Annotated in this window: 16 protein-coding genes; 3 read left to right on the forward strand and 13 right to left on the reverse strand. The window is 67.4% G+C overall.

All coding sequences use genetic code 11. The annotated features are described in order from the left end of the window. Nucleotides 1-126: 126 nt before the first annotated feature. From NIBR502771_RS18505 to truB, 6 genes are all read right to left on the reverse strand, one after another. Nucleotides 127-1,386, reverse strand: coding sequence for a kynureninase (locus NIBR502771_RS18505; protein WP_141160982.1), 1,260 nt, complete (start codon nucleotides 1,384-1,386; stop codon nucleotides 127-129). Then, a complete protein-coding gene (gene kynA / locus NIBR502771_RS18510) occupies nucleotides 1,383-2,237 on the reverse strand; it encodes a tryptophan 2,3-dioxygenase (protein WP_141160983.1) in 855 nt (284 codons plus the stop codon). Before kynA ends, NIBR502771_RS18505 begins: the two co-directional genes overlap by 4 nt. Before the next feature lie 36 nt (nucleotides 2,238-2,273). Then, on the reverse strand, nucleotides 2,274-3,257 hold the full coding sequence (locus NIBR502771_RS18515; RefSeq protein WP_141160984.1) for a bifunctional riboflavin kinase/FAD synthetase: 984 nt from the start codon (nucleotides 3,255-3,257) through the stop codon (nucleotides 2,274-2,276). Between the two features lie 79 nt (nucleotides 3,258-3,336). Beyond that, nucleotides 3,337-3,786 carry a hypothetical protein gene (locus NIBR502771_RS18520; RefSeq protein ID WP_141160985.1) on the reverse strand — a complete coding sequence of 150 codons (450 nt, stop codon included), beginning with the start codon at nucleotides 3,784-3,786 and terminating at the stop codon, nucleotides 3,337-3,339. 19 nt (nucleotides 3,787-3,805) lie between these two features. Continuing rightward, nucleotides 3,806-4,159, reverse strand: a complete 354-nt coding sequence (locus tag NIBR502771_RS18525) for a hypothetical protein (protein ID WP_141160986.1) — start codon at nucleotides 4,157-4,159, stop codon at nucleotides 3,806-3,808. 3 nt (nucleotides 4,160-4,162) lie between these two features. Beyond that, nucleotides 4,163-5,098 carry a tRNA pseudouridine(55) synthase TruB gene (gene truB, locus NIBR502771_RS18530; RefSeq protein WP_210411256.1) on the reverse strand — a complete coding sequence of 312 codons (936 nt, stop codon included), beginning with the start codon at nucleotides 5,096-5,098 and terminating at the stop codon, nucleotides 4,163-4,165. Between the two features lie 136 nt (nucleotides 5,099-5,234). On the opposite strand from truB, the gene NIBR502771_RS18535 reads away from it, so the two are divergent. Beyond that, nucleotides 5,235-6,395 carry a pyridoxal phosphate-dependent aminotransferase gene (locus NIBR502771_RS18535; protein WP_210411258.1) on the forward strand — a complete coding sequence of 387 codons (1,161 nt, stop codon included), beginning with the start codon at nucleotides 5,235-5,237 and terminating at the stop codon, nucleotides 6,393-6,395. Nucleotides 6,396-6,403: 8 nt separating this feature from the next. On the opposite strand, the gene trxA is transcribed toward NIBR502771_RS18535, so the two are convergent. Together trxA and NIBR502771_RS18545 are read right to left on the reverse strand one after the other, a co-directional pair. Beyond that, nucleotides 6,404-6,841, reverse strand: a complete 438-nt coding sequence (gene trxA / locus NIBR502771_RS18540; protein ID WP_141160989.1) for a thioredoxin — start codon at nucleotides 6,839-6,841, stop codon at nucleotides 6,404-6,406. A 2-nt stretch (nucleotides 6,842-6,843) separates the two neighbouring features. Further along, nucleotides 6,844-7,347, reverse strand: a complete 504-nt coding sequence (locus NIBR502771_RS18545) for a nucleoside deaminase (RefSeq protein ID WP_141160990.1) — start codon at nucleotides 7,345-7,347, stop codon at nucleotides 6,844-6,846. A 174-nt stretch (nucleotides 7,348-7,521) separates the two neighbouring features. Here NIBR502771_RS18545 and NIBR502771_RS18550 point away from each other — a divergent pair, with 174 nt between their 5' ends. Further along, a complete protein-coding gene (locus NIBR502771_RS18550) occupies nucleotides 7,522-8,655 on the forward strand; it encodes a ScyD/ScyE family protein (protein WP_141160991.1) in 1,134 nt (377 codons plus the stop codon). A gap of 69 nt (nucleotides 8,656-8,724) precedes the next feature. Here the strand turns inward: NIBR502771_RS18550 and rbfA are convergent, their stop codons facing one another. The 5 genes from rbfA to rimP all read right to left on the reverse strand — a co-directional run bounded on the left by rbfA (nucleotide 8,725) and on the right by rimP (nucleotide 14,700). Continuing rightward, nucleotides 8,725-9,234 (reverse strand): 30S ribosome-binding factor RbfA, encoded by a 510-nt coding sequence (gene rbfA, locus NIBR502771_RS18555; RefSeq protein WP_141160992.1) that lies wholly within the window; start codon nucleotides 9,232-9,234, stop codon nucleotides 8,725-8,727. 292 nt (nucleotides 9,235-9,526) lie between these two features. After that, nucleotides 9,527-12,430, reverse strand: coding sequence for a translation initiation factor IF-2 (gene infB, locus NIBR502771_RS18560; RefSeq protein WP_141160993.1), 2,904 nt, complete (start codon nucleotides 12,428-12,430; stop codon nucleotides 9,527-9,529). 152 nt (nucleotides 12,431-12,582) lie between these two features. Beyond that, complete coding sequence (locus NIBR502771_RS18565) at nucleotides 12,583-12,930, reverse strand: YlxR family protein (RefSeq protein WP_141160994.1); 348 nt, start codon at nucleotides 12,928-12,930, stop codon at nucleotides 12,583-12,585. Between the two features lie 178 nt (nucleotides 12,931-13,108). Continuing rightward, the gene (gene nusA / locus NIBR502771_RS18570) at nucleotides 13,109-14,089 is read right to left on the reverse strand and encodes a transcription termination factor NusA (RefSeq protein WP_141160995.1); all 981 of its coding nucleotides are present in this window, start codon (nucleotides 14,087-14,089) and stop codon (nucleotides 13,109-13,111) included. Further along, entirely contained in the window at nucleotides 14,089-14,700 is a 612-nt protein-coding gene (rimP, locus tag NIBR502771_RS18575) for a ribosome maturation factor RimP (protein WP_141160996.1), read from the reverse strand. Before rimP ends, nusA begins: the two co-directional genes overlap by 1 nt. Nucleotides 14,701-14,807: 107 nt before the next feature. On the opposite strand from rimP, the gene NIBR502771_RS18580 reads away from it, so the two are divergent. Continuing rightward, nucleotides 14,808-15,905 carry a DUF4439 domain-containing protein gene (locus NIBR502771_RS18580; RefSeq protein ID WP_246839731.1) on the forward strand — a complete coding sequence of 366 codons (1,098 nt, stop codon included), beginning with the start codon at nucleotides 14,808-14,810 and terminating at the stop codon, nucleotides 15,903-15,905. Nucleotides 15,906-15,994: the final 89 nt, after the last annotated feature.

Below are 15,994 nucleotides of genomic sequence, written 5' to 3' on the forward strand. Positions count from 1 at the left end.
CCGGATAACCGGAGAAGGCCGACTACAACAGGAACCAGCCGCCACGGACTGCAGCCGGATCCATCGTCCAGTTTACCGGGCGCGGCCTAACCTTGTCGAAACACGCCCGCCAGGTTCGCAGGGCGCTCAGCCCTGCAGCCTGTCCCGGATCGCCGCCATGCCGTGCAGCACCTCGGCGAAGCTGGTGCTCAGCGGCGACAAACCCACCCTGATGCCGTGCGGCGAGCGGAAGTCCGGGATGACGTCGCCGTCCCACAGGGCCTCGACCGTGGCCTTGGTGAAGTTGGGATGGTCCACCGTGATGTGCCCGCCCCGCTCCTCCGGGTTCCTCGGCGACGCAAGCCCGGCCCCCAGCGGTGCCAGCCACGCGTCGAAGACCTCGACGGCGAAGGCGGTGAGGTCTTCGGACTTCGAACGGACGGCCGCCATGCCGGCTTCTTCGATGACGTCCAGCGTGGCCTGCATGGCGATCATGCCGAAGATGGCGGGAGTGCCGCTGAGGAACCCGCGGATCCCTTGGGCCGGTTCATAACCGGACGCCATTTCGAAGGCGTCCTTGCGTCCCATCCAGCCCCAGATGGGCTGGTTCAGCGAGGGCAGGTGGCGGGCGTTGACGTAGGCGAACGCCGGGGAGCCGGGGCCCCCGTTGAGGTACTTATAGGTGCAGCCCGCAGCGAAGTCGACGTCGGCACGGTCCAGGTCGATCTCCACCGACCCCGCGGAATGGCACAGGTCCCACACCACCAAGGCGCCGGCGTCGTGCACTGCCGCGGTGATGCCCGGCAGGTCCGCCAGGTGGCCCGACCGGTAGGCGATCTGGCTGAGGAGGACGACGGCGGTGCGCGGCCCGGTGGCCTGGCGCACCTGGTCAAGGGTCACCCCGGCGGCCGGGTCGGGCTCGATCCAGCGCAGGGTGAGGCCTTCCTCGAGGGCGATGCCCTCCACCAGGTAGCGGTCCGTGGGGAAGTTTTCCGTATCCAGCACCAGCTCGTTGCGGTCTGGATCCTGTACGGCGGCCAGGGCAGCCCTGATCAGCTTGTACAGCACCACCGTGGTGGAGTCGGCAATGATGGTCTGCCCCGGCGCTGCCCCGAGGACGGCACGTCCGAGCTGGTCCCCGATGGCCTGCGGCATGCTAAGCCACTGTTCGTCCCAGCCCCGGATGAGGCGTCCGCCCCACTCTTCCCGGATGAAGGCGGAGACGTCGTCGGCAGTACGCTTCAGGGGCCGGCCCAGGGAGTTGCCGTCCAGGTAGGACAGCGGGGTGTCGGTACCAATGAAAAGGTCCCGGTAGCGCGCCAGGGCGTCCCGGCGGTCCAGCTCTTCAGCGCGCCCCCGGAGCGCTTCAGCAGACACGTCGAGGTGGTTTTCCTGGTGGATGCTCATTGTCCGATCTCCGTCCTGACGGCGAATAGTTCCGGGAAGAACGTCAGTTCCAGGGCCTTCTGCAGGAAGGTCACACCGCTGGATCCGCCGGTGCCGGTCTTCATGCCGATGGTCCGCTGGACTGTGCGCAGGTGCCGGAACCGCCAGAGCTGGAAATTGTCCTCCAGGTCCACCAGTTCCTCGCAGGCCTCGTAGGCCGCCCAGTTGTCCGCCGCATTTTCGTAAATGTGCTTGAAGAGCGGTACCAGCTCCGGGACGAACTCGTGGGCCAGGGTCACGTCCCGGTCCAGGACTGCCGGCGGGACATCGAACCCCTGCCGGGAGAGGTAGGCCAGGAACTCGTCGTAAATGCTGGGGGCGGCCAGCAGTTCCGCCAGCATGCCGTGCGCCTCAGGATCGGATTCGAAAACCGGCAGCATCCTGTGGTTCTTGTTCCCCAGGACGAACTCGACGGCCCGGTACTGCGCGGACTGGAAACCTGATGAGTTGCCCAGGAAGCCGCGGAACTGCGAGTACTCGGTGGGCGTGAGGGTGGCCAGCACGGACCACTGTTCGGTGAGGGTCTTCTGGATGTGCTTGACCCGGGCGATGCCCTTGAGCGCCGAACCGAGGTCGTCCTCCCGGAGCCAGGCGGCTGCGCTGCGGAGTTCATGCAGGACCAGCTTCAGCCACAGTTCAGTGGTCTGGTGCTGGATGATGAACAGCAACTCATCGTGGTGCTCAGGCTTGCTGACCGGCTGCTGCGCGCTGAGCAGGGTGGGAAGCTGCAGGTAGGAGGCGTAGCTCATCCGGGAGCTGAAGTCGCGGACGATCCCCTCATCCAGCGTGCGGGTGTTCTTCTCGACGGACACGTCCTACCTTTCGCTTGCTGCCACCGGGCAGTCTTGTCAGTGGCCGGCCAGGAGCTGGTGGGCCTGCGCCACGTCCAGGCGCATCTGTTCCACCAGGGCCTCAGGGCCACGGTAGGCCACCATGCCCCGAAGCCGTTCCACGAATTCGACGATCACTGTCTGGCCGTACAGATCGAAGTCCTCAACGGCCTCCTTGGGCCGGTCAATTACGTGGGCCTCTACCTGGCGGCTGACGCCGTCGAAGGTGGGGTTGGAGCCTACGGAGATGGCTGCCGGCCAGCGCTTGCCGGCCTGGTCCACCAGCCAGCCGGCGTAGATGCCGTCGGCGGGAATCAGCCCCGTGGCATTGGAAGCGAGGTTGGCCGTGGGGAACCCCAGCGCCCTGCCGCGGGCGGCGCCGTGGACCACCTCGCCGCGCATCCGGTGCGGCCGGCCCAGGACCGAGGCGGCGGTGGTGACGTCTCCGGCCTGCAGTGCTTCCCGCACCCAGGTGGAGGAACAGCGGCGGTCCGTGCCGCCGTCGTCATGCAGGGGGTAGCCTTCGGCCCCGAATTCGCTGATCACCTGGACATCGAAGCCGAACTTTTCGCCCAGCGCCTTCATGGTGTCCAGGTCACCGGAGTTGCCGCGGCCGAACCTGGCATCGTGGCCGATGACCACGTGGCTGGCGTGCAGGCAGTCCACCAGGTACTGCTCCACGAACTCTTCGGCCGTGAGGCTGGCGAGGTCCAGCGAGTACTTGACCACCAGGATGGCGTCCAGGCCCAGCTCACCCAGCGCGTCCAGCTTGTCATCCAGCCCCATGATCAGTTCCGGCGCGGCCTCCGGGCGGTGGATTACTGCCGGGTGGGGGTCGAACGTCACGGCCACTGCCTTGGCATGGGACAGGCGGGCCGACCGGATCAGCTGGGACAGCACCTGCTGGTGGCCGCGGTGAACGCCGTCGAAGTTGCCGAAAGTGACAACGGATGGGCCGAAGTCCGCCGGGACATCGGACGGATCGTTCCAGATGTAAACCATCACCCTCGCCTTAAGCTGCCTGAAAGCTTCAACGTTCCCGGACCCTTCCGGCCGCGGAACTCTTCAAGGTTACCCGGATTCACTGCGCAGCTTTGGCGCGTGATGGCCGGCGCCGGTACAGCCACACCAACCCAAGGATGGGCAGCAGCAGGGGGATGAAGCCGTAGCCGCGTCCGAACAGCGACCAGACGGTTTCATGCGGGAACTGCACGGAGTCCAGGATGCTCAGGGTGCCCACCACCAGGACGCCGGCAAGTTCAACCAGCACCGCCGCAACCGAAACCTTGAACCATGTGGTTCCGGCCTTGGCCAGTGACACGGTGGCCAGGATATACACCAGGGCCGCAAAGGCGGACAGCAGGTAGGCCAGGGGTGCCTCGGAGAACTTGGTGAGGATCTGGTAGCCGGCGCGGGCGGTGGCCGAGATGGCGAACACACCGTACACCGCGATCAGGAGGCGTCCCGGTCCCGTGTTGCGGGTGTTGCGGACGGTTTCTCCGGTGGCCGGCTGGGCCTGCTGGTCTTTCATTTCTGCTGCTTCTTCCACTTCAGTACCAGATCTGGTTCATTCGGGCAGCCATCACCAGCGCTGTGACGCCGACGGCGGCCAGGACAAAGTTGCTCCACCGCGTGCGCTCCAGGATGGACCAGTAGATGGCGGCGGGCGGCAGGAGCATCGCGGTGGCCATGTAGCCCCAGAACTCCCAGGCTTCCCCCGCGATTGGTTCGCCGGCGATCACGCGGACGATGGACCCCACCAGGTAGACCACCAGGGCCACTTCGACGGCCACGACGGACAGGATGGTGATGTCGTTGGGTGCCTTCTTCAGGATTCCGGCGCCCAGGCACAGCAGGGTTGATGCCAGGCCGACCACCAGGATGATCCAAAAATATGCGTCCATCCGCTATGCCTCCGCAGGCGCGGTTGCGGCCGGGCCGGTGCCTGGGGCGAAAACCAGGACCGGTTTGGCGTAGCTGCCCGCGTCGGCAAGAAGGGCCATCAGGCTGCCGTCCGGAGCGAAGGCCGCGGCAGGGTGTTCCACCGTGGCGGCGCCGGCGGTGCCGGGGGCGGCACCGGCCGCGATCCGCCGTCCGAAGGAGATTTCGGCGGTTTCTTCGGCGGTGAGTTCGCGGTTGGGCATCAGCGCCCTGGCGGCGAGGGACATGTCCAGGACGTTGAGTTCACCGGCGAGCTGTTCCAGGGTACGCGCCTGCTCAAGGGAGTAGGGGCCCACCTGGGTCCGGCGGAGCGCCGTGAGGTGGCCTCCGACGCCAAGGCCGTTTCCGAGGTCCCGGGCCAGGGCGCGGATATACGTGCCGGACGAACATTCGACCGTCACGTCCAGGTCCACCACCCCTGCTGCATCGTCCCGGCGGATGCCGTGGACATCAAAGCGGTGGATGGTGACGGGGCGCGCGGCGAGCTTGACGTCCTCGCCGGACCGGACGCGCGCGTACGCCCGTTCGCCGTTGACCTTGATCGCGCTGACGCTGCTGGGCACCTGCTGGATGTCGCCCGTGAGCGCCGCAACGCCGTCGTCGATCTGCTGGTCCGTGATGCCGGCAGCGCTGGTGGTGGCCGTGACCTCGCCCTCCGCGTCGTCGGTCACTGTGGACTGCCCCAGCCGGATGGTGGCGGTGTAGGTCTTGGAGGTGCCCACGATGTAGGTCAGCAGCCGGGTGGCTTTGTTGATGCCAAGCACCAGGACACCGGTGGCCATGGGATCGAGGGTTCCTGCGTGCCCCACTTTCCGGGTCCCTGCGAGGCGCCGCATCCGGCCAACCACATCATGGCTGGTCCATCCCTGCGGCTTGTCCACTATCACCAGTCCAGAAAGCACGCCTCCCAGTATATGGGCGCAGGTTGGGGCGCATGTGCAGGGAACCGGCAGGGTGCGGACGACGGCGGCGCCCCACCACGCGGCCACGTCACCGGGCGGGACGGAGGCAGGGCAGGGGACGGCTAGGATGGCTGGCATGCCTGCGCTTGCCGCCCATGTCCGCGACGTGCCCATCAACCAGATTCGTGAGATCACCGAGGCCGCGTGGCGCACTCCCGGCGCCGTGGTGCTCAGCATCGGGGAGCCCGGTTTCCCCCTCCCCCGCCATGTCCTGGACGCGGGCATCGCCTGCCTGGACCGGGATGAGACCAACTACACGCCCAACGCCGGGATACCGGCCCTGCGCGAGGCGTTCGCCGCCAGGTTCCGCGAGGAGCAGGGCGTGGATGTCGGCGCGGAGCGCGTGTACGTGGTGTCCGGCGCGCAGCAGGGCCTGCACTTCGCCATGAGCCTGCTGCTCTCCCCCGGCGATGAGGTCCTGATCCCGAACCCGGGCTACCCCACCTTCGCCATGACCGGCCGGCTGTTGAACGCCGTTCCGGTGGGCTACCCCCTGCACCCGGACCACGGATTCCAGCCCCGGGTCGCCGACGTGGAAGCCCTCATCACCAGCCGCACCCGCGTCCTGGTGCTCAACTCCCCGTCAAACCCGCTGGGCGCTGTGCTCAGTGAAGACCTGGTCCGGGAGTTGGTGGAGTTGGCCCGCAGGCATGACATCTGGGTCATCTCGGACGAGTGCTACGAGGCATTCACCTACGATGTCCCCCACGTCAGCCCGGCAAGGTTCGACGGCGGCACGGCGGAGGATGCGCGGGTGTTCACTTCGTTGACGCTGTCCAAGACCTACGGCCTGACGGGCCTCCGGATTGGCGCGCTGATTTGCCCGCCGGGGCTTGGACAGAAGATGGACAACGTCATGGAATCGATCGTCTCCTGCGTGGCGTCCGCCCCGCAGTACGCCGCGCTCGCAGCCCTCACCGGGCCGCAGGAATACGTGCGTCACGCGCACCGGCACTACCGGGAAAACCGGGATGCGGCCTCCGCGGTGCTGGCTGCGAAGGGGATCCGTTACCTGCCGGCCCAGGGGGCGTTCTATCTGTGGGCGGACATGTCGCATGTGACCGGCGGGGATGTGCGCAGCTGGGTCCGGCGGTTCCTGGCCGACTCCGGGGTGGCGCTGGCCCCCGGGACTGCGTTTGGGTCCATTGGCGAGGGGTGGGTGCGGATTGCGCTGTGCGGCCGGAAGCAGGACCTGTTGGAAGGACTGTCCCGGTTACCGGCCGCCGGCGGCCGCTAAAAGGGGTATCAGGGGCGGGTGCCGGCCAGCGCTTTGTCCAGCCAGGTACGGAGCGCCTCGGCCGGGGCGGCACCGGCCTGCCGTGCCGCGACCCTGCCGTCCACGAGCACCATCAGCGTTGGGATGGCCTGCACGTCGAACCGCCGCGAAAGGCCCGGCGACGTGTCCACGTCCACCTTCACCAGCTTGATCTTCCCCGGCCGTTCCCGTGCCAGCCTGTCCAGGACGGGGCTGACCATCCGGCAGGGCCCACACCAGGCCGCCCAGAAATCGACCAGCACCGGAACTGACGACTGCTCCGCCACGGCAGCGAAGTCGGCATCGCCTGCCGACACGATCCACGGCAGGTCCGCCTTGCAGTTCCCGCAGCGGGGGTGGCCGGCAGCCTGTGCCGGCACCCGGTTGGTCTTCCCGCACTGGGGGCAGCTGAGGAGTGTGGTTTCCATGCCTAGTATTCCTTCCTGCTGTCAAAGCCGCGCCACGCCTGGAAGGGGAGGTCCGACGTCGGGACCTCACCCCGGGTGACCGGCATCAACTCCGGCGCGGCGCCGCTGAAGTAGTCGTAAAAGAGTGCGTCATCAAAACCTGCTGCCGCGGCCCCGTGCCGGTCCGCGGCGAAGTAGACGTGGCCGATCCTGGCCCACAAAGCGGACGCCAGGCACATGGGGCACGGCTCGCAGCCGGCATAGAGGACGGAGCCGCTGAGGTCGAAGTCCGCCGTTGCCGCCGCTGCTGCCCGGATGGCCACCACCTCAGCGTGGGCGGTGGGGTCGTTGTCCCGGGTCACCCTGTTCACGCCGGTGTGGACCCGCCCGTCAGGCGTCACCACCACCGCACCGAAGGGGCCACCGCCCTGACCGACATTCTGCACGGCGAGGTCCACGGCCTGCCCAAGATACCGGCTCGAGTCGGGGTGGCGGGAGGGGCTGTTACCGGGGTCCGCGGAGGTCATAGCACGATCCTAGCCACGGGGACCCCGTTGGGGGATGAATTGGGGGCCAAGAAGGGGAGGCTCACCTCAGGACTACTGGCTGGTAGCGGCCTACGCTGGCGCCCGGGGATGTATTTCGCCTCTACCGAGGCTTCCATATCCAGCCCGCAAGGGCCTCGCACCCCGGAGTACCCCATGAAACGAAAACTCACTTTTATCGCCTGCGTGGCCGCCGGCCTGGTGGTCCAGGCCGCGCCGGCGTTCGCCTCTGATCCCCGCCAGGACTATGAAGTCATGGCCACCGGCCTGCTTTCACCCCTGCACCTGGCGGTAGGCGATGGCGAATCCGTAAAGGTCAGCCAGGATTTTTCCGGAATGCTCACGCAGGTCGAGCACGATGGAGAGCGCCACGACGTCTACACCGCCAAGAAAGGGTGGGAAGTCGCCGGGGCAGAGATCCGCGGCGACAAGACCTATTTCCTGGAAAGCATTGGAGCGGGCCAAGGTGACCCGGCCGCACTGCACGGATACCTGAAGTCCATCGACGCCAAGGGCCACGTGGAGACGATCGCCAACTTCGCCGACTACGAGCGGAAGGCCAATCCAGACGCCAAACAGCATTATGGCCTGGAACCGGACGCCAGCCAGCAGTGCCTCACGGAGGCTGGTGGCCTGCCGGACGCGCCCCCGCCGCAGTACACGGGCACCGTGGACTCACATCCTTACGCCCTGGCCCTCTGGAAAGACACGGCCTACGTCGCGGACGCGGGCATGAACGCCATCCTGAAAGTCGACCTGGAGTCCGGGAAGATTTCCACCGTGGCAGTCCTTCCGCCGCGCCCATTGACCCTGACCAAGAAAATTGCCGCGACCCTGGGCGCCCCGGACTGCGCCGGCTTCTCGTACGCTTTTGAGCCCGTGCCAACGGACGTGGAAATCGGTACGGACGGCTGGCTGTACGTGACGTCGTTGCCGGGTGGACCCGAGGACCCGTCGCTCGGTGCCCGTGGAGCCGTCTTCAAGATCAATCCGTGGAGCGGCGACGCGGACGTTTGGGCGGACCACATCATGAGCCCCACCGGCCTCGCTGTGGGTGACGATGACGATGTGTATGTCGCGTCCCTTTTCGGCGGCGAAATCCTGAAGTTCGACTGCCAGGGACACCGGTCACAATTCCTGGCCGTCAACCAGCCCGCCGACGTTGAGTTCAGGAACGGCGACGTCTTTGCCACGGTTGACGCACTGGTGGGTGCACCCGATCCCATGGCGCCCAGCGGCGGTCCGACGCCCCAACCCGGGGGCCGACTGATCGAAGTCGACCACCGCTGACCCGGACAGGAAAACGGCAGGACCGCACGCGGTCCTGCCGTTTCCATGCTGTGTGGGTGTTGCCGGGTCCTACTTGTTGCTGTCTTCCTCGACGTCTCCGTCAACGCTGAGGTCGGTGTCTTCCTCGTCGAAGTCGTCTTCGTCGATTTCGACCTCACCGGAGGCATCGGTCTTATAGGGGTCTGCGTCACCCGCGTGCTGCGCGTTGGCAGCAAGCGCGGCTACCTCGGCATCGCGCTTCTTCGCCTCACGAAGGAGTTCTTCGAGGTTTGAAGCGACCACCGGGATCTGGTCAGCCACAAACTCGAGGGTGGGGGTCAGGCGCACGGTAATGTTGCGTCCAACCTCCTGCCGAAGCACCCCCTTTGCCTTCTCAAGCCCCTTGGCGGCATCCGCCTGGACGGCCTGGTCGCCAAGCACGGTGTAGTAGACAGTGGCGTGCTGCAGGTCATTGGTCACACGGGCATCGGTGACAGTAATGCCCTCGAGCCGGGGATCCTTGACCTTCCGGCCCAGAGCCTCAGCAACAACAACCTTAATCCGCTGCGCCAACTTGGCAGCACGTGCCGGATCAGCCATGAACAACTCCTAAAGAAGAAAAATTTGGGACGTACGACGGCGGCGAGGGGCCGGCGTCGAACGTTTCAGTTATGTGCCACGCACCAAAGGCGGGCCAAGGGCGATGCCGGCGGGTTCTTCCGGCGGCGCTCTGGAGCCGTGAAGGGGGCCCGCGAGTGGCATCGGGCCTGCCGGAGACGGGTTGCTGGCGATCGTAGATCGCCAGCAACCCGTCGTAGGGGCGGGGCCCCCTTCACGGCGGAAAAGCGCGGGGTGCCCCCAAAACTTGGAGGCACCCCGCCCTCGGACCAGCCTAGACGCGCGGCTTCTCGCGCATCTCGAAGGTCTCGATGATGTCGCCTTCGGTGATGTCGTTGTACGAGCCAAGGCCAATACCACATTCGAAGTCCGTGCGGACCTCGGTGGCGTCGTCCTTGAACCGCTTGAGCGACTCGACCGTGAGGTTGTCACCGATGATCTTGCCGTCGCGGGTGACGCGTGCCTTGGCGTTGCGGCGGATGATGCCCGAGCGGACGATCGAGCCGGCGATGTTTCCGAACTTGGAGGAGCGGAAGACTTCGCGGACCTCGGCCGTGCCGAGCTGGACCTCTTCGTACTCCGGCTTGAGCATGCCCTTGAGCGCTGCTTCGATGTCATCGATTGCTGCGTAGATGACGGAGTAGAAGCGCATGTCCACGCCTTCGCGGTCTGCCAGTTCGGCAACCCGCTCGGCGGGCTTGACGTTGAAGCCGATGATGACGGCGGAGTCGACCGTTGCCAGGTTGACGTCGTTCTGGGTGATGGCACCCACACCGCGGTGGATGACGCGCAGCTGCACGCCTTCGCCGACGTCGATCTTGAGCAGCGCGTCTTCGAGGGCTTCCACGGCACCGGACACGTCACCCTTGAGGATGAGGTTGAGGGTGTCGATCTTGCCTTCGGCGACGGCCTGGTCGAAGTCTTCCAGGCTGATGCGCTTGCGGCGCTTGGCGAGGGCGGCGTTGCGGTCGGCGGCTTCACGCTTCTCGGCGATCTGGCGGGCGGTGCGCTCGTCAGCGGTCACGAAGAAGGTGTCACCGGCGCGCGGGACGTTGGACAGACCCAGCACCTGCACGGGGCGGGACGGGCCTGCCTCGGTCAGGGCGCTGCCGTCGTCGTCGAACATCGCACGGACGCGGCCGTGGGCCGTGCCTGCCACGATGGTGTCGCCGACGCGCAAGGTACCGGACTGCACCAGGACGGTGGCAACCGCACCGCGGCCCTTGTCCAGGTTGGCTTCGATCGCGATGCCGCGGGCGTCCTTGTTCGGGTTGGCGCGCATGTCCAGGGCAGCGTCCGCGGTGAGCAGGACGGCCTCGAGCAGCTCGTCGATGTTGAGGTTCTGGCGGGCAGAGACCTCCACGAACATGGTGTCGCCACCGTATTCCTCGGGAACCAGGCCGTACTCGGTCAGCTGGCCGCGGACCTTCTCCGGGTTGGCGCCTTCCTTGTCGATCTTGTTCACGGCCACGACGATCGGCACGTTGGCCGCCTGGGCGTGGTTGAGGGCCTCAACGGTCTGCGGCATAACGCCGTCGTCCGCTGCGACCACCAGGATGGCGATGTCGGTGACCTTGGCACCACGGGCACGCATGGCGGTGAACGCCTCGTGGCCCGGGGTATCGATGAAGGTGATCTTCCGGTCGGTGCCTTCGTGGCTGTGCGTGACCTGGTAGGCACCGATGTGCTGGGTGATGCCGCCGTGTTCGCCCGCCATGACGTCGGACTTGCGGATGGCATCGAGCAGCCGGGTCTTACCGTGGTCGACGTGGCCCATGACGGTGACTACTGGAGGACGTGCTTCCAGTTCCTCGTCGCCTTCGGCTTCGAGTTCGGCGTCAAAGTCGATGTCGAAGCTGGAGAGCAGCTCGCGCTCTTCGTCTTCCGGCGAAACGACCTGGAGCTTGTAGCCCAGCTCCTCGCCGAGCAGGGCGAAGGTGTCTTCGTCCAGCGACTGGGTCGCGGTGGCCATTTCACCGAGGTGGAACAGCACGGTGACCAGTGCGGCGGGGTTTGCCTCGATCTTGTCGGCAAAGTCCGTGATGGACGAGCCACGGCGAAGGCGGATGACGGTGTTGCCGTCGCCGCGGGGTACGCTCACGCCACCCAGCGACGGGGCACTCATCTGCTCAAGTTCCTGGCGCTTGGCGCGCTTGGACTTGCGCTGCTTGCCACGGCCTGCGCCGCCCTTGCCGAAGGCACCCTGGGTGCCGCCGCGGCCGCGGCCGCCCTTGCCGAAGCCGCCGCCGGCGGGAGCACCGCCGCCACCGGGACCACCGGTACCGGGAGCGCCACCGGGGCGTCCGGGACCGCGGCCGCCGCCGGGACGGCCTGCACCTGCCGGTGCGGGACGCTCAGTGCGGTTGGGCATCATGCCGGGAGTGGGACGGGGACCGCCGGGACGCGGTGCACCCGGACGGGGTCCGCCTGCGCCTGCGGCGGGGCGGGGACCACCGGCACCGGCTGCGGGACGCGGCCCACCGGGACGCGGTCCGCCGGCACCGGCTGCGGGACGGGGACCACCGGGGCGGTCGCCGTCGCGGCCGCCGCCCGGACGGGGCATGCCCTGGGACGTGGCGAACGGGTTGTTGCCGGGACGCGGGGCGCGGTCACCGTCTCCGCCGCGGCCACGGGGCATGCCCTGTGAGGTGGCGAAGGGGTTGTTGCCCGGACGGGGACCGCCGGGACGGGGACCGGAACCACCGGGCGTTGAACCACCCGGACGTGCGGACGGAGCAGGGGTCTCGGCCTTGGGGGCCGGACGTGCACCGGGCTTGGCACCGGTGGACGGAGCACCCGCAGACGGTGCTGCCGGGGCTGCGGGAGCCGGGGCTGCCGGTGCGGCTGCCTTCGCTGCCGGCTCGGCGGGGGCTGCCGGAGCCGGCGCCTCTGCCTTGGGGGCCGGCTCCTTGGGCGCAGCCGGGCCGGGAGCCGGTGCTGAAGGACGGTTGCCTGTTGCGGGGGCGGGTGCCTTGGGGGCAGCGGCGGGCGCTGCGGCCGGTGCCGCCGACTTTGCGGCAGCGTCGGGGAAGGCGTTGCGCAGTTTCCGCACAACGGGGGCCTCGATGGTTGACGAGGCGGAGCGAACGAATTCGCCCAGTTCCTGCAGTTTGGTTACTGCATCTTTGGAAGTTATACCGAGCTCTTTGGCGAGCTCATGTACGCGGACCTTGGCCACATTTCTCCTGTCTCGGTCCGCACCGAGCCAGGCACGAACCGTCTACTTCTTACTGCGGACCCCAGCCGCTGTTGATGCGAAGGGGCCCATTGCAGAGCGCAACAAAGTTGTCATCGTTACGCACTCATCGCTGGGAACTCATCGGGTTTCCATCAGATTTCTGACCCGCTTTCAGGTTGGACGGTTGGTGTTGCAGCCACCGGGGCGGCGTCAACGTTCGGGCCTGACGTGACCCGGTGTTCGACGGCGGCGGTCCCGGTTGCGCCCTGGAGGGCACGTCCGAAGGCTCGCCGCTTGATCGCCAGAGCCAGGCACGATGTGCTGGGGTGCAGCCATGCACCCCGGCCAGCCATCCGGCGTCGTTCATCCACCAGGACAGCGGTTGACCCGCTGCCTTCGGCGACGAGCCGGAGCAACTGCGACCGCGGGCCCTTTTTCCGGCATCCGATGCAGGTACGCTGGGGCTGATTCCCGGTGGAAAGCACTTCTGCCACGGTCATCGTCCTGACGTTCTTTCTGCTGGCCAGAGGTTGTCCGCCTCCGCAGTCACGGAAACGAGCACGCCCAAGGCACACGGCTGCCGGCCGTTAGGCGCGGTCTTGTCTATTCTAGCCCCTTCAGGCCGTTATGCCCGAAACCGGGCGGCTGCTGCGCTGCATCAGCCGCCCGGGCCGGACCTCACTTATCGCGGTTGCCCGCGGCGTCGGAGACGATGTCGATGCGCCACCCGGTCAACTTGGCCGCCAGGCGGGCGTTCTGGCCCTCCTTGCCGATGGCCAGGGACAGCTGGTAGTCCGGGACCACGACCCGGGCGGAGCGCGTGGCCTCGTCCGTGATGGTGACCGAATTCACGCGCGACGGCGACAGGGCGCTGGCAATGAAGGTTGCCGGGTTCTCGCTGAAGTCGACGATGTCGATCTTTTCGTCGTTCAGTTCGTTCATGACGGCGCGGACGCGGGAGCCCATTTCACCGATGCAGGCGCCCTTGGCGTTGATCCCCGGCGTGTTGGCCTTCACGGCAATCTTGGTGCGGTGCCCGGCTTCGCGGGCCAGCGCCACGATTTCCACCGAATGGTCGGCGATTTCGGGTACTTCGAGTTCGAAGAGCTTACGGACCAGGCCCGGGTGCGAGCGGGACAGCGTCACGGACGGGCCCTTGGTGCCGCGGTGCACGTCAATGACCAGGGCGCGGAGCCGGTTGCCGTGGATGTACTTTTCACCGGGAACCTGTTCGGGCGGCGGCAGGAGCGCCTCCAGCGATCCAAGGTTGACCTGGATCATGTGCGGGTTGTTTCCCTGCTGGATGGTGCCGGATACCAGTTCGCCCTCACGGCCCTTGAATTCGCCCAGGACGTTGTCGTCCTCGACGTCGCGGAGCCGCTGCAGGATGATCTGCCGTGCGGTGCTTGCGGCGATGCGGCCAAAGCCTTCGGGGGTGTGCTCGAATTCACCGATGGGGGCGCCGTCGTCGTCAATTTCGACAGCCCAGATGGTGACGTGGCCGCTCTTGCGGTCGAGTTCGGCGCGCGCTTTTTCGAAGGCGCCGGGCGACTTGTGATACGCCACCAGGAGCGCCTGCTCGATGGTGGGGATCAGGAGGTCCAGCGGGATTTCACGCTCACGCTCCAAAAGTCTCAGTGCGCTCATGTCAATATCCATCAGGCCTCCTCGGAAGGTCCATTGTGTTCAGGTTCCAGACCATCCTCCGGGAGGTGGCTGAATTCGATCTCGACTTTTCCGTTGCGGATCCTGTCGAAAGGAAGCGTTACTGGTTCGCCCTGCCGGGGCTTCATGCCCTTCTTGACGGGCACTTCGGGGATGAGCGTCACTCCCCCGCCGTCCACGGCCTGGATGCGGCCGGTGACGTTTTCGCCCTGGATGACGTTGACCTTGACCATCCGGCCGCGGGCGCGGTGCCAGTGCCGGGGTTCGGTGAGGGGACGCCCGACGCCGGGTGAGGACACTTCGAGGTCATAGGGGCGGCCGTCGTCGTTGGGGTCGTTGTCCAGGACATCGGAGAGCACCTTGGAGATGTCCGCAATGACGTCCAGGCTGACTCCGCCGGTCTCTTCCTGCGGCAGGTCCACCACCACGTGGACCACGCGGTGGGAGCCGGGGATGATGGCTACGTCCTCAAGGTACAGGCGGTTGGCCTGTACGGCGGGTTCCAGGAGGGCCCGGAGCCGGGCGGCTTCGGGATTGTGGGCCGGCGCGGATCCGCTTCCCGTACCGGTGTCGTCTGGTGAAGCTGTGGCTTCTGCATTGCTCACGATGCCGGCCGCCCTCCCTATAGATGATGTGGTGTTTACTAGCGTAGCTATTTTACCGGCCCAGTGGTGCACCCGGGTGCCCCCTCAGCGTGACACCATGGTCTGTTGTGAAAGACCGCCGCCCGGACCCCAAGCACGGCATGCGCCCGTTCCGATATGCCGTCCTTGCCCTTGCCGCCCTGGTTGTCCTGAGCCTCGGTTTTGCCCTGATTCCCGCGGAAAGACCTGTCCCTGCCGAGCCGCCGTTTTCCGAGCGGGCCCGGGCGGCGGCCCTCAGTGCGGTCCTGGAAATGCGCACTGCAGGATTGGCCCTTGCATCAGCAGACACCAGCCAATCCACTGCGCTGGGCCCTGTTGTGACCTTGCTGACCATTCAGGCCAGGGCCCTGTTGGCCCCCGCGTCCGGGTCCCCGTCCGCACCCACGGAGGCGTCCCCGCCACCGGCAGCGGCGACGCCGTCCGCAGACGCCGGTCCGCAAAACACCGCCGAGCTGGTCCGGGCCCTGGCCGTCAGCGGGACAGCCCGCCTCAAGGACGCGGAGACGGCCGACGGCGGCATGGCCCGGCTTTTGGCCGGCACCGGCACCGCACAGCTCCTCGCCGCCGCCCAGTTGGCTTCCGCAGCCGGGGTTCCCGTGCCGCCGGAGGCGGCAGGACCCGGCACCGAGGTCCAGGCAACAGCACAGCCTGCGTCGCCGTGCCCGTCCCCACCTGCCCGGGCTGCCGCGCCGGCTCCCGCTGTTTCATCCCCCGCCGCATTGGCCGCCGCCGTGTCCGCCGAACAGCAGGCCGTCTACGGCTACCAGGCAGCGCTCCCCCGCCTCGCACCCGCCGACGCCGGCCCGGCGTCGGAATTCCTGGGTGCGCACAAGGAACTGGCTGCCGCGGCGGTGGAACGCCTGCGGCTGGCCTGCGGTACGGAGGTACCGCAACAGCCCGGGTACGTCCTTGATCCCGGTTTCCTGGCTGCCCCGGCGGCGGCGCTGGGCAGGCTTGAGGCGGCCACGGTGGTGGCCTATGGCGATTTGGTGGCGGCTGCGCAGGGCCAGGACCGGAAGTGGGCGCTGGCAGCCCTTCGGTCAGCCGCCGCCCGCACCCTTCGGTGGGGTGCGGATCCGGGCCCCGTTCCGGGCCTCACCCTGGACGCAGGCCAATTGCCTGGGCTTCCCGCCGGACCCCGGCCGTCGTCGTCCGTTGCATCCTGAACCCGGTCCGCAACCGCGCAGCTTTCCGGCCCTTGGCGCAGTCCCGCAGGGAAGGCCTCCGGTAGGGTGGCGTTGGGCGGGCCGGGATG

Source organism: Pseudarthrobacter sp. NIBRBAC000502771, from assembly GCF_006517215.1.
Taxonomy (GTDB): domain Bacteria; phylum Actinomycetota; class Actinomycetes; order Actinomycetales; family Micrococcaceae; genus Arthrobacter; species Arthrobacter niigatensis.